The sequence below is a fragment of the Micromonospora sp. DT41 genome (assembly GCF_049841715.1).
Lineage (GTDB): Bacteria > Actinomycetota > Actinomycetes > Mycobacteriales > Micromonosporaceae > Micromonospora > Micromonospora profundi.
Genome location: NZ_JBNCKU010000004.1, coordinates 415,242 through 430,263, shown reverse-complemented (window position 1 = coordinate 430,263; position 15,022 = coordinate 415,242). Strand labels below are relative to the sequence as shown.

The 15,022-nt window shown below is 70.9% G+C and carries 11 protein-coding genes; 6 read left to right on the top strand and 5 right to left on the bottom strand.

From position 1 onward, the window contains the following. Nucleotides 1-81: 81 nt before the first annotated feature. The gene (locus ACLQ23_RS10535) at nucleotides 82-1,146 is read left to right on the top strand and encodes a GNAT family N-acetyltransferase (protein ID WP_425880589.1); all 1,065 of its coding nucleotides are present in this window, start codon (nucleotides 82-84) and stop codon (nucleotides 1,144-1,146) included. Nucleotides 1,147-1,187: 41 nt separating this feature from the next. Here the strand turns inward: ACLQ23_RS10535 and ACLQ23_RS10530 are convergent, their stop codons facing one another. Beyond that, nucleotides 1,188-1,580, bottom strand: coding sequence for a VOC family protein (locus ACLQ23_RS10530; protein WP_355629146.1), 393 nt, complete (start codon nucleotides 1,578-1,580; stop codon nucleotides 1,188-1,190). 87 nt (nucleotides 1,581-1,667) lie between these two features. Continuing rightward, nucleotides 1,668-3,233 (bottom strand): aldehyde dehydrogenase family protein, encoded by a 1,566-nt coding sequence (locus ACLQ23_RS10525; RefSeq protein WP_355597144.1) that lies wholly within the window; start codon nucleotides 3,231-3,233, stop codon nucleotides 1,668-1,670. Between the two features lie 423 nt (nucleotides 3,234-3,656). Between ACLQ23_RS10525 and ACLQ23_RS10520 the strand changes: the two genes are divergently transcribed. After that, on the top strand, nucleotides 3,657-6,554 hold the full coding sequence (locus tag ACLQ23_RS10520) for a glycoside hydrolase family 9 protein (protein ID WP_355597142.1): 2,898 nt from the start codon (nucleotides 3,657-3,659) through the stop codon (nucleotides 6,552-6,554). Between the two features lie 198 nt (nucleotides 6,555-6,752). Then, on the top strand, nucleotides 6,753-9,218 hold the full coding sequence (locus ACLQ23_RS10515; protein ID WP_053653535.1) for a non-reducing end alpha-L-arabinofuranosidase family hydrolase: 2,466 nt from the start codon (nucleotides 6,753-6,755) through the stop codon (nucleotides 9,216-9,218). A 193-nt stretch (nucleotides 9,219-9,411) separates the two neighbouring features. Here ACLQ23_RS10515 and ACLQ23_RS10510 read toward each other — a convergent pair whose 3' ends face one another. The 3 genes from ACLQ23_RS10510 to bioB are packed head-to-tail and all read right to left on the bottom strand — an operon-like array spanning nucleotide 9,412 to nucleotide 11,150. Beyond that, nucleotides 9,412-9,918, bottom strand: a complete 507-nt coding sequence (locus ACLQ23_RS10510; RefSeq protein ID WP_053653536.1) for a GNAT family N-acetyltransferase — start codon at nucleotides 9,916-9,918, stop codon at nucleotides 9,412-9,414. A gap of 3 nt (nucleotides 9,919-9,921) precedes the next feature. Beyond that, entirely contained in the window at nucleotides 9,922-10,131 is a 210-nt protein-coding gene (locus tag ACLQ23_RS10505; RefSeq protein WP_053653537.1) for a hypothetical protein, read from the bottom strand. Between the two features lie 23 nt (nucleotides 10,132-10,154). Further along, nucleotides 10,155-11,150: a biotin synthase BioB gene (gene bioB, locus ACLQ23_RS10500; RefSeq protein WP_053653538.1), complete on the bottom strand. Its 996-nt coding sequence runs from the start codon at nucleotides 11,148-11,150 to the stop codon at nucleotides 10,155-10,157. Between the two features lie 197 nt (nucleotides 11,151-11,347). Here bioB and ACLQ23_RS10495 point away from each other — a divergent pair, with 197 nt between their 5' ends. The 3 genes from ACLQ23_RS10495 (at nucleotide 11,348) to ACLQ23_RS10485 (ending at nucleotide 15,019) form a co-directional block, all read left to right on the top strand. Then, entirely contained in the window at nucleotides 11,348-12,484 is a 1,137-nt protein-coding gene (locus ACLQ23_RS10495) for an 8-amino-7-oxononanoate synthase (protein WP_053653665.1), read from the top strand. Nucleotides 12,485-12,619: 135 nt separating this feature from the next. Beyond that, the gene (gene bioD / locus ACLQ23_RS10490) at nucleotides 12,620-13,324 is read left to right on the top strand and encodes a dethiobiotin synthase (protein WP_053653539.1); all 705 of its coding nucleotides are present in this window, start codon (nucleotides 12,620-12,622) and stop codon (nucleotides 13,322-13,324) included. Nucleotides 13,325-13,378: 54 nt separating this feature from the next. Further along, nucleotides 13,379-15,019, top strand: coding sequence for a sensor histidine kinase (locus ACLQ23_RS10485; protein WP_355597138.1), 1,641 nt, complete (start codon nucleotides 13,379-13,381; stop codon nucleotides 15,017-15,019). Nucleotides 15,020-15,022: the final 3 nt, after the last annotated feature.

Genomic DNA, 15,022 nt, shown 5'->3' with positions numbered 1-15,022 from the left:
AGATTTCCGGGCTCGACACCGCCGGGCAATCGGGCGGCAACAGCCGGGGACGAGGCTCTGACGTGGGGAAGGGAGCCAACCATGACGTTGTGGCGGATCAGGGCCACCGTGGACGACCGGCCGGGTTACCTGTCGGTCCTCACGGCGAGCCTGGCGCTGCGTGGGGTCAACATCCTCACCGTGCAGGTGCAGCCCACCGAACAGGGTGCGGTGGACGATTTCCTCGTCGACGCACCGGACACGCTCGACGAGGCCGAGCTGATCGCCGCCGTCGAGCGGGGTCGCGGCCGGCACTGCTGGGTGGCGCGCAGCGAGGCGCGTGGCCTTGTCGACCAGCCCACCCGGATGCTCGGGCTGGCCAACCGCCTGGTCCGCGACCCGGACGCGGCAGGCGAGGCGCTACGGGCTTTGCTCGGCGCCGACTCGGTCAGCTGGCGGCCGGCGTCGGCAAATGCCGAGCGGGGCATCGTCGACGCGACGATGCTGCTGGCCGACCCGGCGGGCGGCTCGTTCACGTTGCGGCGGGCGGCGCCGGCCTTCACCCCGGCGGAGTACGCGCGGGCGCAGGCCCTGGTCGAGCTGGCCGCGACGGTGGCGCGTCGGGCCGCCGAGCAGGTCACACTGGTGCTGCCCGACGGCGCCGAGGTCGCCGTCCGTCCGGCCTGCGCGGACGACCTGTCGGGCGTTCTGGAGTTGCACGAGGGCTGTTCCCCGCGAAGCCGGCAGCGGCGTTACCTGGGCGGAGCGTCGCTGCGCCAGCCGGCCCGGCTGCGCCGTGTGCTGGAGCCGAACCGGGGGTTGACACTGCTGGCCACGGCGGCGGCCTCCGACGGTGCGGCGGAGTCCGTTGTCGCCATGGCCAACCTGCTCGGCGAGGGCGACGAGGCCGAGGTGGCGCTGCTGGTACGCGACGACTGGCAGCGGCGTGGGCTCGGTTCGGCGCTGCTGCGCCGGCTGGCCCGGCACGCCGACGCGGCCGGTTACGAGGCGCTCGTGCTGCACGTGCAGGCCGAGAACACCCCGATGCTGCGTACGCTGCGGCGGCTGGACCGCCCCACGGTGACCGAACGCGACGGCACCCTGCTCAACCTCACAGTGCCACTGGCCGCAGAAAGGAAGGGCACCCTTTTAACGCCTGGTGCATAGGAAGGGCCCCTTGTTAACCGCCGGGGCGGCTTACGGCCGGGTCAACGCGCGGAGGGCTCGCGGCGGCCCGACAGGCAGAACCGGTTGCCCTCCGGGTCGGCGAGGACCACGTACGGCGGTTCGGTCGGGTGGGGATCCGTGGGGTAGTGGCGCCAGTCCACCCGCTGGGCGCCGAGCGCGAGTAGCCGGTCGAGCTCCTCATCGAGGCTGCGTTCGCCAGCGTCCAGGTCGATGTGAAGCCGAGGAAACTCCTGCACCGCGCTCTCGCTGAGGTCCATGGCGATGGCCATGCCCGACGTTCCTGGCGGCGGCTCCAGCACTATCCACTCGTCACCGTCATATCGAGGTGCCCGGCGGCGGTAGCCGAGGGCTGCGGCCCAGAACCGTCCCGCGCGCTCGGGGTCGGACACGCCCAGGGAGAGCTGTTCGATCATCGCCACCGCTCGACGGTACGCGACGCTGCGCTGTTAATGCGGGCCCCCTGCTCTACATCAGGCGTTAACAGGGGGCCCTTCCTTGCATTAGGTGGCGGGGTAGCTGTTGTAGTCGGGGAAGTTGCCGTACAGCCGGTCGTCGCCGCCCACTGTGACGGCCTGCACCAGCAGGTCGCCGCCGACGAACGCGCCCTTCCAGGAGGCGCCCCGGCCGCCGAACGGCTCGTCCCGGTCGCCGCGCGAGCGGGGCTTGTTGATGCCCACCTTGAACGCCTGCAGGTCCACGGCGAGCTTGGCGGCCTCGTCGGTGTCGTCGCAGGCCAGCGAGGCGACAAGCGCGCCGTTGGAGGCGTTCATCGCGGCCAGCAGCTCGTCGGTGGTGTCCACCACGACGATCGTGTCGACGGGCCCGAACGGTTCGGCGTGCATCAGCCGGGACCGGCCGGGCGGTGCGAGCAGCACCGACGGCGCGACGTACGCGGAGGTGTCCTGACCCTGGAGGAACGGCGCGCCGGTCAGCTTGCCCCGGTGCAGGGGCACCGCACCGCCGCGGACCGCCTCGTCGACCTTGCGGTGCAGCTCGTCGGCCTTGGCGGCGCTGATCAGCGGCCCGAAGTCCAGCTCGGGGAGTGGGTCGCCGGCGGTCCAGTCGTCGCCGACGGCCAGCGGGTGGCCGAAGCGGACCGAGCGTACGACCGGCAGGTACATGTCGAGGAACTCGTCGACCAGGTCGCGCTGGACCACGAACCGGGGGTACGCGGTGCAGCGCTGCTTGCCGTACTCGAAGCCCTTCTTGAGGTGGGTGGCGAGCAGGTCCCACTGGGAGAAGTTCCAGATGCCCCAGGCGTTGAGCCCCTCCTGCTCGATGAAGTGCCGCTTGTCGCTGTCGAGCAGCGCGGCGGCGACCTTGCCACCGTTGGACCGGCCGCCGACGAAGGCCACAGCGCCGATCTCGGGTGCGCGGACCAGCACTTCGGACAGTTCCTCGCCGCCGCCGGAGACGAGGGTGGCGGGCAGTCCGGCCCGGCGCATCAGCGCGTGCGCAACGGTCAGGCAGACCGCGCCGCCCTGCGACGGGGTCTTTGCGATGACCGCGTTGCCGGCCAGCAGTTGCACCAACTCGGCGTGCACCAGGACGCTCATCGGGTAGTTCCAAGAAGCAATATTGCTGACCGGGCCGGGCAGCGGTTCACGGCCGTCGGCGAGCATCCGGTCGATCTCTTCGGAGTACCAGCGGACGCCGTCGAGTGCCCGGTCGACGTCGGCGCAGGCCAGCCGCCACGGCTTGCCGATCTCCCAGACCAGCAGCAGGGCGAGCAGGTCGCGGTGCGCGGTGAGGGCCTCCAGCGCGTCGGCGACGCGGGCCTTGCGGTCGGCCAGTGGGGTCGCGGCCCAGGCCCGGTGGGCGTTGGCGGCGTACGCGACGGCGGCGCGGGCGCTGTCGGCGTCGAGCCGGGGCAGGTTGATGATGACTGTGTTGTCCACGGGCGTGCGGGCGGGTGCGGGGCGACCCACTGCCCGCCAGTCGCCTTCGATGAGGTTGTGCAGCGTGGTGACGCCGTCGACGTCGGCGCCGAACGCCTCGGGGGTGGCGGCCACCGCGCGGGCGAGGACGTCGGACCAGGCGGTGCCCTCGGCGAGTCGTAGTGCCATCGCGTTCTCCTCTGGTTGCCGGGGGAGCGGCGGCGTCGATGGCACCGCTGGTGATCGGTACTGTCTCGCGGCGAGTAGCGGGTCAGCAACAGTACGTTCGTATGGCAGGGGCTCGATGGCCCGTGCGCCTGCGTCATCGAGGTGGACGGATGGCTTCCGAGCTGCGGTTCCACTCGTTCTTCAATCGACATCCATCGATAATGTGAGATAGCTCAGGGTGACTGCCGGCGGTTACCCGTGAGTACGAGAAACTGGGCCGCTTCCCAACCGGCCACGCGCCCGATACATTGTCGCTTATCCATGGGAGCGCTTCCACGGCTGCCCGTGGTCACACCGCCACCCCCGCTGTCGCCGGTGGCCGTGCCGCCCCACGCCGTCCCGCGTTGGTGCGACCACCGGCGGCGCCTCCGACAGGAGCCTGCCATGCGTCACCTGACAGGGCCGTCCACCGGCCACCCCGGCCGGTCTCCGGTCGCTGACCAGCCCTGGCCCCGGCGGTTGCTGGCCGCCGGTGTCGCATTGCTCACCGGGCTGTCCCTCGCTGTCGCCGCGCCACCGGCCGGACCGGCGTCCGCCGCGCCGGCGTTCAACTACGCCGAGGCGTTGCAGAAGTCGCTGCTCTTCTACGAGGCGCAGCAGTCCGGCCGGCTCCCTGACTGGAACCGGGTCTCCTGGCGGGGCGACAGCGCACTCACCGACGGCGCCGACGCGGGGCTCGACCTCACCGGCGGCTGGTACGACGCTGGTGACCACGTCAAGTTCGGCTTCCCGATGGCGTTCAGCGCCACGATGCTGGCGTGGGGCGCGGTGGAGTACCGCAGCGGCTACACGTCCTCCGGGCAACTGCCGCACCTGCTCAACAACCTACGGTTCGTCAACGACTACTTCATCAAGGCGCACCCGTCGGCCAACGTCCTCTACGGGCAGGTCGGCAAGGGCGACGACGACCACAAGTGGTGGGGTCCGGCAGAGGTCATGCAGATGGCGCGACCCGCGTACAAGATCGATGCGAGCTGTGGCGGCGCGGACCTGGCCGGTGAGACGGCGGCCGCGATGGCCGCATCCTCGATGGTGTTCCGGCCCACCGACGCCGCCTACGCCGACAAGCTCCTCACGCACGCCCGGCAGCTCTACACGTTCGCCGACACCGTGCGGAAGTCCTACCACGAGTGCATCACCGACGCGACCAGCTTCTACCGCTCGTGGAGCGGCTGGCAGGACGAGCTGGTGTGGGGCGCCATCTGGCTGTACCGGGCCACCGGCGACGCCACCTACCTCGCCAAGGCCGAGAGCGAGTACGACAAGCTCGGCACCGAGAACCAGACCACCACCCGCTCCTACAAGTGGACGATCGCCTGGGACAACAAGCAGTTCGGCGCGTACGTGCTGCTGGCCAACCTGACCGGCAAGCAGAAGTACGTCGACGACGCCAACCGCTGGCTGGACTACTGGACCGTCGGGGTCAACGGCCAGCGCGTGCCGTACTCGCCCGGCGGAATGGCGGTGCTCGACTCCTGGGGTGCGCTGCGCTACGCCGCCAACACGTCCTTCGCCGCGCTCGTCTACAGCGACAAGACAACCGACACCACGCGCAAGACGCGCTACCACGACTTCGCCGTCCGGCAGATCAACTACGCGCTCGGCGACAACCCGCGCAGCTCCAGCTACGTCATCGGGTTCGGCGCCAACTCGCCGCGCAACCCGCACCACCGCACCGCGCACGGCTCCTGGTGGGACAGCCAGACCGTGCCCGTCGAGACCCGGCACACCCTCTACGGCGCGCTTGTCGGCGGCCCGTCCTCGCCCAACGACGCGTACAGCGACAGCCGGTCGGACTACGTGATGAACGAGGTCGCCACCGACTACAACGCAGGCTTCACGTCCGCGCTGGTCCGGCTGACCTCCGAGTACGGCGGCACGCCGCTTGCGAACTTCCCGGTCGCCGAGACGCCGGACATCGACGAGCTGACCGTGGAGACCACTGTCATGCAGGCCGAACCCCGGGCCACCGGGCTCAAGGCGATCGTCTACAACAAGTCGGCGTTCCCGGCCCGCGCGCTTACCGACGGCAAGTTCCGGTACTACTTCCGGCCCGACGGCACCGGTCCGGTGCAGGTCACCGCCGGCTACACGCAGGGCTGCCCGTCCCCGACCACCGCCAAGCAGTTCAGCGGCGACATCTGGTACGTCGAGGTGGACTGCACCGGGCACACCATCGCACCGGCCGGGCAGTCGCAGCACCGGATGGAGGTCCAGTTCAAGATCGGTGTGCCCGAGGGTGGCACCTGGGACCCGACGAACGACCCGTCGTACCAGGCCACCGCCGGGCCGAACCGTAAGGTGCCGCTCTACTCCGGCGCCACCCGCGTCTGGGGCGACGAGCCGGGACCGGTCGTACCGGACACCACAGCGCCGAGCGTGCCCGGCACCCCCGTCGCCTCCGCCGTCACGTCGAGCGGGCTCACGCTGACCTGGGCCGCGTCCACCGACACCGGCGGCAGCGGCCTGGCCGGCTACGAGATCACCCAGTCGCAGACGGGCAGCGACGCGCTGGTGCTGCGTACCGCCACCACGAACACGCTCGCGGTGGCCGGACTGCTGCCGGAGCGGACGTACCAGTTCACAGTGCGGGCCCTCGACGGCGCCGGCAACCGGTCCGCGTCGTCGGCCGCCGCCAGCGTCACCACGCCGGCCGGACCGGCACCGGACACGACAGCGCCCACCGCGCCCGGCACCCCCGTCGCCTCGGCGGTCACCGCCACCGGGCTCACCCTGACCTGGGCGGCGTCGACCGACAACGTCGGTGTCACCGGCTACCGGGTCTACCGCGAGGCCGGCGCCACCGACACGCTCGTCGGCTCACCGACCGGCACCACGGCGGCGGTCACCGGCCTGACCGCCTCCACGGCGTACCAGTTCTACGTCGTGGCCGTCGACGCGGCCGGCAACACCTCCGCGGCGTCCGCACCGGTCTCGGTGACCACCGCGCCCCCGCCGGTCGGCGGCACCTGCTCGGTGGGGTACGTGACGAACGACTGGAGCACCGGCTTCACCGCCACGGTGACGATCACCAACACCGGCACCACAGCGCTCAACGGCTGGACGCTGCGGTGGAGCTTCACCGGCGGACAGACCGTCAGCCAGGGCTGGTCGGCGACGGTCAGCCAGAGCGGCGCGGCGGTCACCGCCACGAACCTCTCCTACAACGGCGCGCTCGCGCCCGGAGCGTCGGTGAGTTTCGGCTTCAACGGCAACCACAGCGGCAGCAACCCGAAGCCGACGGCCTTCACCGTCAACAACACCGCCTGCACCATCGCCTGACTCAACGACGCGGCGTGGCCGGTTGCCGCGACCAACCAGGCCACGCCGCGTAACGCCAACACATTTCCGAAACTTTTCCGAAACCTCGCTGGCCGGACCGGCCGCGTGGTATAAACATCGATTGAGCTAAATATTCTACTGAGACGTCCGGTCGTCCCGCCTCGGCGTTCCGGGTGTTGGCCAAGTAGGGAGGCCAAAATGCAAACGAGCCCACCCGTTCATCCCGGCAGAACTCGGCGACGGCGATCGCATGTCGTCCGAGCGCTGCTCGCCGGCACGTTCAGCGTCGTGACCGTGGCCGCCGTCGCGGTGATGATGCCCTCGGCGAACGCCGCTGCGTCCACGCTCGGCGCGGCCGCCGCACAGTCGGGCCGGTACTTCGGCACCGCCATCGCGGCGGGCCGGCTCGGCGACTCGACGTACAGCACGATCGCGGCACGTGAGTTCAACATGATCACCGCCGAGAACGAGATGAAGCCGGACGCGACGCAGCCCCAGCGGGGCCAGTTCAACTTCAACTCCGGTGACCAGATCTACAACTGGGCGACCCAGCGTGGCCTTAAGGTCCGTGGGCACACCCTGGCCTGGCACGCGCAGCAGCCGCCGTGGATGCAGAGCCTGAGCGGCAGCACCCTGCGGCAGGCGATGATCGACCACATCAACGGAGTGATGGGCCACTACCGGGGCAAGCTCGCCGCGTGGGACGTGGTCAACGAGGCGTTCAACGAGGACGGCAGCCGCCGCAGCTCCAACCTCCAGGGCACCGGCAACGACTGGATCGAGGTGGCGTTCCGCACCGCGCGGGCGGCCGACCCGTCGGTCAAACTCTGCTACAACGACTACAACATCGAGAACTGGTCGTACGGCAAGACACAGGGCGTCTACCGCATGATCCAGGACTTCAAGTCCCGCGGCGTGCCGATCGACTGCGTCGGGTTGCAGACCCACTTCACCGGCGGCAGCTCGCTGCCGAGCAACTTCCAGACCACGCTGTCCAGCTTCGCCGCGCTCGGCGTGGATGTGGCGCTGACCGAGGTCGACGTCACCAACGCCTCCACCACCCAGTACGCCGGGCTTACCCAGGCGTGCCTGAACGTGCCGCGCTGCATCGGCATCACCGTCTGGGGCGTACGCGACAGCGACTCCTGGCGCTCGAACGAGAGCCCGCTGCTCTTCGACGGCGGCGGCAACAAGAAGGCCGCCTACAACTCCGTCCTCAACGCGCTCAACGCGGCCACGCCGACGACGAGCCCGACGACGAGCCCGACGGTGACCCCGACGGTGACCCCGACGACGACCCCACCGCCGAGTGGTGGCGCCGGCCGGATCGTCGGGGTGCAGTCGGGCCGGTGCATCGACGTGCCCAACGCCACGCAGACAAACGGCACCCGGGTCCAGCTCTACGACTGCCACGGTCAGTCGAACCAGCAGTGGACGTACACCGCGAACAAGCAGCTGCGGGTCTACGGCAGCAAGTGCCTGGACGCGAACGGCGCGGCCACCGCCAACGGCACCGGCATCATCATCTGGGACTGCAACAGCGGGGCGAACCAGCAGTGGAACATCAACTCCAACGGCACCATCAGCGGCGTCCAGTCCGGCCGGTGCCTGGACGTCTGGGGCACCGGCAACGGCCAGCAGGTCCAGCTGTACGACTGCCACGGGCAGACCAACCAGCAGTGGCGGACCGACTTCGGCGGCACCACGCCGACGTCGACGCCGACTCCGCCGCCGACCACCACGCCGCCGCCGAGCGGCTGCGCGCTGCCGTCGACCTACCGGTGGTCGTCGACCGGCGCGTTGGCCAACCCGCAGAACGGCTGGGTCTCACTCAAGGACTTCACCAACGTGGTCTACAACGGCAAGCACCTGGTCTACGGGTCGTACGTCAACAGCAGCGGTCAGTACAGCTCGATGAACTTCACCTCGTTCACCAACTGGTCCGACATGGCCTCGGCCGGCCAGAACGGGATGAGCCAGGGCACCGTGGCGCCCACCCTGCTGTACTTCGCCCCGAAGAACATCTGGGTGCTGGCGTACCAGTGGGGACCGACCTCGTTCAGCTACAAGACGTCGAGCGACCCGACGAACGCCAACGGCTGGTCCTCGGCGCAGACGCTGTCCACCGCCACCCTGCCCGACGCCCCGTACGGCGTCATCGACCAGACGCTCATCGGTGACGACCAGAACATGTACCTGTTCTTCGCCGGGGACAACGGCAAGATCTACCGGTCGAGCATGCCGCTCGGGAACTTCCCGGGCAGCTTCGGCTCGACCTACACGACGATCATGACGGACACGACGAACAACCTGTTCGAGGGCGTCGAGGTCTACAAGGTGGCCGGCCAGAACCAGTACCTGATGATCGTCGAGGCGATCGGGAGCCAGGGACGCTACTTCCGGTCGTTCACGTCGAACAGCCTGAGCGGCTCGTGGACCCCGCAGGCCGCCACCGAGAGCAACCCGTTCGCCGGCAAGGCCAACAGTGGCGCGACGTGGACCAACGACATCAGCCACGGTGACCTGGTCCGCACCAACCCCGACCAGACCAAGACCGTCGACGCCTGCAACCTGCAGTTGCTGTACCAGGGCAAGAACCCGAGTGCGGGGGGCGACTACAACCTGCTGCCGTGGCGGCCGGGTGTACTGACCCTCCAGCGATAGGTATCACTGGATTCGCAGCACAGTGGCGTGCCCGGCACCGCACGGTGCCGGGCACGCCCGCCCGGGATCTGCGCTGCCCCTCGGCGTGCCAGCCTGCGCACCCCGAAGTGCGAAGTGGCGCTCCCACCAGCCCGCCGACGTTGCCCGCCGGCTCCCCGACGGACACCCGTGCCGGGACGGCTGACGCGCCCGCTCACTCCACGAGATCGTCGGCGAGCAGGTCCATCAGCAGGGCGTCGTGCCAGCGGCCATCCGCGCCGCGCTCGTAGCGCCGCATGATGCCCACCGGACGGAAACCGACCTTCGCGTACGCGCGGATCGCCGCGCTGTTCGCCGCCGCCGGGTCGATCGTGAACCGGTGGTGGCCGTACTCGTCGATCAGGTGCCGGGCCAGGGTGCGGATGGCGTCCACACCGAGCCCCGCGCCGCGTACCGCCGGATCGAGGAAGATGTCCAGGCTGGCGTGCCGGTAGTCCGGGTCGGATTCGGCGTACCACTGGATCGCGCCGATCACCCGGCCGTCGTGCTCGATGGCGTACAACGTCAGATCGTCGTCGGCCAGGTCGGCGCGGACGGAGTCGGCCAGGTCGTCACCGCCGCGCCACCACCGGCGTACCTCCGGATCGGCCCGGACCGCCGCGAGGGCCGGCACGTCGTCGTCGGTCACCGGACGCAACGTCACCGCTCGCCCCCGCAGCACGCCTCAGCCCCGGATCTCGCCGTGCTCGACGCAGACCGCCGACCATCCGACCGGAAGCACCTGCACCTTCATCCGACGGCGGCAGTGCGCGCAGTAGCGCGGCGGCTCCAACGCCCGGGCCGCCGCGCACGGCTCGTGCCCACCGGCCGCCGCGTCCTCACCACACCTGTCGCACCAGCGGGGTGCCGTCACCGTCTCGACAAGCTCGGTCACGTCGTCCTTCCCGGATGTCGTTCCTACAGCGTCGCGGACAGCGCCTTCACCGGCATCTTCAGCTCGTCGAGCAGCTCAAGGTCGGCGTTCGCCGATCGACCCAGCGTCGTCAGGTAGTTGCCGACGATCACCGCGTTGATGCCGCCGAGCAGGCCGGCCCGCGTACCCAGGTCACCGAGGGTGATCTCGCGGCCACCCGCGTACCGGAGGATGGTGCGCGGCATGGCCAGCCGGAACGCGGCGATGGCCCGCAGCGCGTCCTTGCCCTCGACCACCTGGCGGTCACCGAGCGGGGTGCCGGGGCGGGGGTTGAGGAAGTTCAGGGGCACCTCGTGCGGGTTGATCTCGGCGAGCTGCGCGGCGAACTCCGCCCGCTGCTCGACGGTCTCGCCGAGGCCGAGGATGCCGCCGCAGCACACCTCCATGCCGGAGTCGCGGACCATCCGCAGCGTCTCCCAACGCTCCTCCCACGAGTGCGTGGTGACCACGTTGGGGAAGTACGACCGGCAGGTCTCCAGGTTGTGGTTGTAGCGGTGCACGCCCATGTCGACAAGGTCGTCGACCTGCTCCTGGGTGAGCATGCCCAGCGACGCGGCGACCTGGATGTCGACCTCGGCCTTGATGGCGGCGACGCCCTCGCGCATCTGCTTCATCAGGCGGGCGTCCGGGCCACGGACGGCGGCCACGATGCAGAACTCCGTCGCACCTGTCTTCGCGGTCTGCTTCGCGGCCTCGACAAGCGACGGGATGTCCAGCAGGACCGAGCGCACCGGGGAGGTGAACAGGCCGGACTGGGAACAGAAGTGGCAGTCTTCCGGGCAGCCGCCGGTCTTCAGCGAGACGATGCCCTCGACCTCGACCTCCGGGCCGCACCAGCGCATCCGCACATCGTGGGCGAGCTGGAGGGCGGCGGGCAGGTGCTCGTCGGGCAGGTTCAGCACGGCGAGGACGCCGGCCTCGTCGAGACCGACACCGTCACCCAGGACCTGGGTACGGGCCTGGTCGAGGATCTCTGGCATGGCTCGTACCCTACAAGGCGCCCCGGTCAGCCGGAATGGCCCGCTCGCCGGTCGCTCCCAGGGCCCGGCGGTACCCGCCCGGCAGGTGGCCGCGCAGGTCGGCGATGGGTGGATCCGTCGAGTTGGTGGGGACGGGTGGTAATTTCGCCCGGCGGGTGTCGGCGTGGCCGGCACCGGACGGCGGCGAAGGGGTGACGGTGGCGGACTGGCTGGCGGCGCTCGACCGCCGCGCGGAGTTGCGGGCCAAGGCCGGCCTGACCCGGCGACTGCATCCGCGTCCCGCCGACGACGGAATGACCGATCTGGCCGGCAACGACTACCTCGGCCTGGCCACCCACCCGGAGGTCACGGCCGCGGCGGCGGCGGCGCTGTCGGCGTACGGGCTGGGAGCGACCGGGTCGCGCCTGGTACGCGGCTCGACCGACGCGCACCAGGCGTTGGAGGACGAGCTGGCGCAGTGGCTGGGCGCCGACAAAGCTCTCGTCTTCTCCTCCGGATACCTGGCGAACCTCGGTGCGCTGCGGGCCCTCGTCCAACCTCGCACGCTGCTCGTGTCCGACGCGCACAACCACGCGTCGCTGATCGACGGCTGCCGGATCTCCGGCGCGGAGACTGTCGTGGCCGCGCACGCCGACGTGACGGCCGTGGCCGCAGCCCTCGCGGTGGCGCCGGGCCGCCCGGCGGTGGTGGTCACCGAGTCGGTGTTCTCGGTCGACGGTGATCTCGCCCCGCTGGCCGAGTTGCACGCGGTGGCCCGCCGCTACGGCGCGCTGCTGCTCGTCGACGACGCGCACGGGCTCGGCGTGACCGGGCCGTCCGGCGCGGGCGCGGTGGCCGCCGCTGGGCTGGCCGGGGAGCCGGACGTGGTGGTCACCGCCACCCTGTCCAAGGCGCTCGGCGGCGCGGGTGGGGTGGTGGCCGGGCCGGCCGAGTTCGTCAGGCACCTTGTCGAGACCGGCCGTACGTTCATCTTCGACACCGCGTTGCCGCCGGCGGTCGCTGCCGGTGTGCACGCGGCGCTGCGGCTGGCCCGCGACGGCGACGACCTGCGGGCCGAGTTGGCCGACCGGGTGGCGTTGGCGGTGGGCCGGTTGCGGGCGGCGGGGCTGACGGTCTCCACGCCGGACGGGGCTGTGGTCTCGGTGACCGCTCCCGGCCCGGAGGCGGCGACGGCCTGGGCCGCTGACTGCCGCGACCGGGGTGTCGCGGTGGGCTGCTTCCGGCCGCCGTCCACTCCGGACAACCGTTCCCGGCTGCGCATCACCGTCAGCGCAGGGGTGCCGCGCGCGGATTTCGAGCGGGCGCTGGAAGCCATAGTGGACTGTGTCCCGTGAGCGCGAGGAGTGAGCCGGGTTTGCGAGCCCCGCAGTCGCGAGCCGAGGTTGTGCAGTGAGCGCGAGGAGTGAGCCGGGTTTGCGAGCCCCGCAGTCGCGAGCAGAGGCGACACAGTGAGCGCGTGGGAGGGGCCGGTGCTTGTCACAGGCACCGACACCGAGGTGGGCAAGACCGTGGTGACCGCGGCGATCACGGCTGCCGCGCAGGCCGCCGGGTTGCGGGTGGCTGTGGTCAAGCCGGGCCAGACGGGTACGGCCGGCGGGGAGCCGGGTGACGTGGACGTGGTCAACCGGTTGGCGGCTCCGCTCACCGGTCGCACTCTTGCCAGTTTTCCGGATCCGCTGGCTCCGTTGGCTGCCGCCCGGGTGGCGGATCTGCCGCCGTTGGAGTTGTACACGGCCGTGGACGCCGTCCGGGAAGAGGCGGACAAGCACGATCTGGTGCTTGTCGAGGGGGCCGGTGGTCTGCTGGTGCCGATGGGGCTGCGCCCGTCGGGGGAGCCGTGGACGATGGCGGATCTGGCGGTGTCGTTGGGTGCGCCGGCGGTGGTGGTCGCCCGTGCCGGGTTGGGCACGCTCAACCACACGGCGTTGACTCTTGAGGCGCTGGACCGGCGGGCGGTGCCGGCAGGCGTGGTGATCGGTGCCTGGCCGTCGTCTCCGGAGTTGGTGCACTGGTCGAACCTCACCGACCTGGTGCCGAACATGCTCGGTGCCGTGCCCGATGGCGCTGGCGCGATGGACCCTGGGGTGTTTCGTCGTTCCGCGCCGGGCTGGCTCACTCCGGCCCTGCACGGGGTGTTGGACGACTGGCGGGTGTGGGCCGAGGAGAGCAGCTGAACACCTGACTTTCGTCGGTGTCCGCCCAGGTCGGGCGTGGGTAGCGTGACGGCGGTGAGGCTTCTCGACTCTTCGGTGCCAGGTTCGCCGGATCAGCGGCGGCGCCTGCTGCGGGACGTATTGCTGTGGGCGGTCGTCGCCGCGCCGGTCGCGTACGCCGGGGTCACTCCGCCCCATCCGCGGTACGCGTTGCCGTTGCTTGTCGGCAAGGTGCTGCTGCTCGGCGCGGCGGTGGTGGTGAGCCGGCGCACGCCGTTGGTCGCCCTGGTGCTCGTGGTGCTCGGGTCGCTCGTCGACGGCAACTTCGTGTTCGCCATCCCGATCTTCAGTTATCTCGCTGGGCGGCGCAGCGCTTCGGCGGGCCCGGCGGTCGTGACCTTCGTGCTGATCGCGGCTGCTGGTACGGCGCTCAACCTGGGGCTGCTGGGCACGGGTGCGGCCACCTGGTTCCTGCTGGCCTCGGTGCTGCTCTTCGCTGCGGTGTTTCCCTGGTTGGTCGGTCGGTACCGGCGTCAGCAGCGGGAGTTGGCCGAGGCCGGTCGCCGTCACGTCGACGCGGTGGCCAGCGAGCAGCGTGGTGCCGCCGAGCGGATCCGGCTGCGGGAGAGGGCCCGGATCGCCGGGGAGATGCATGACTCCCTCGGTCACGACCTCAGTCTGATCGCGGTACGCGCCGCAGCTCTGGAGGTCGCCGCCGACCTCGACGAGCGGCACCGGGTCGCGGCGGGGGAGTTGCGGGCCAGTGTCTCCGCCGCCACCGAGCGGCTGCACGAGATCATCGGAGTGCTCCGCGAGGAGGGTGGGGCATCGGTTCGTCCGAGCGGGGAAAGCGTCTCCGAGCTTGTCGAAGGCGCCCGGGAGGCTGGCATGGCGGTACGGCTGGATGCCGCCCCGGTGGTCGCGGAGTTGCCGGCGATGACAGGCCACGCTGCGCACCGGGTCGTCCGGGAGGCCCTGACCAACGCCGCCCGGTACGCGCCGGGTGCCCCGGTCGACGTACGCCTGGGTCGGGACGGTGACCGGGTGGAGGTGACTGTCGTCAACAGTGTTCCGCCGGCCGGGCCGTTGCCGGCTCCGTCGTCGCGGGGCAGCGGGCTGCTGGCGCTCGCCGAGCGGGTTCGCCTGGCCGGTGGGACCTTCGACGCCGGCCCGCGGGCCGACGGCGGGTTCGCCGTACGGGCGGTGCTGCCGGCCATCGCGACGCCGGCAGAGTCGCTGTCGGCAGGGCCGTCGTCACTGGAGGCACTATCGACGGCCGCGTCGCCACCGGAGGCGCTGGCCGCCCTGTCGCCGGTGGAGGCGGCCGGGGCGGCGTCCTGGTCCGGTGACCGGCCGGGTGCCGTGGAGGGGCCAGTCGACGCGGAGCGGCGGCTGCACGACGCCCGTCGACGAGTTCGACGCAGTCTGCTCGCGGCGGTCGGGGCGCCGGCAGGTTTCGCCCTGGTGCTCTCGTTCGTCTACTACCCGGTGGCGACCGCCGGAACGGTGTTGGACCAGGCGACCTTCGACGAGCTGCGTGTCGGTACGGCCCGGTCGGAGCTGGCGGGGCTGCCCCGGCGACAGCTGGAACGTCCGTCCGCTGTCTACCGGGCCGACTGCGAGTACTACACCGATGGCAACTTCCCTCTCGCCGAGCCGACGTGGCGGCTCTGCTTCACCGACGGCCGGCTGGTCAGCAAGGAGCGGATCGCGTAGTGA

Excerpts from the sequence above, each read along its gene's own strand:
- ACLQ23_RS10535 (WP_425880589.1), top strand. The coding sequence starts at position 82 with ATGACGTTGTGGCGGATCAGGGCCACCGTGGACGACCGGCCGGGTTAC.
- ACLQ23_RS10530 (WP_355629146.1), bottom strand. The coding sequence starts at position 1,580 with ATGATCGAACAGCTCTCCCTGGGCGTGTCCGACCCCGAGCGCGCGGGA.
- ACLQ23_RS10525 (WP_355597144.1), bottom strand. The coding sequence starts at position 3,233 with ATGGCACTACGACTCGCCGAGGGCACCGCCTGGTCCGACGTCCTCGCC.
- ACLQ23_RS10520 (WP_355597142.1), top strand. The coding sequence starts at position 3,657 with ATGCGTCACCTGACAGGGCCGTCCACCGGCCACCCCGGCCGGTCTCCG.
- ACLQ23_RS10515 (WP_053653535.1), top strand. The coding sequence starts at position 6,753 with ATGCAAACGAGCCCACCCGTTCATCCCGGCAGAACTCGGCGACGGCGA.
- bioB (WP_053653538.1), bottom strand. The coding sequence starts at position 11,150 with ATGCCAGAGATCCTCGACCAGGCCCGTACCCAGGTCCTGGGTGACGGT.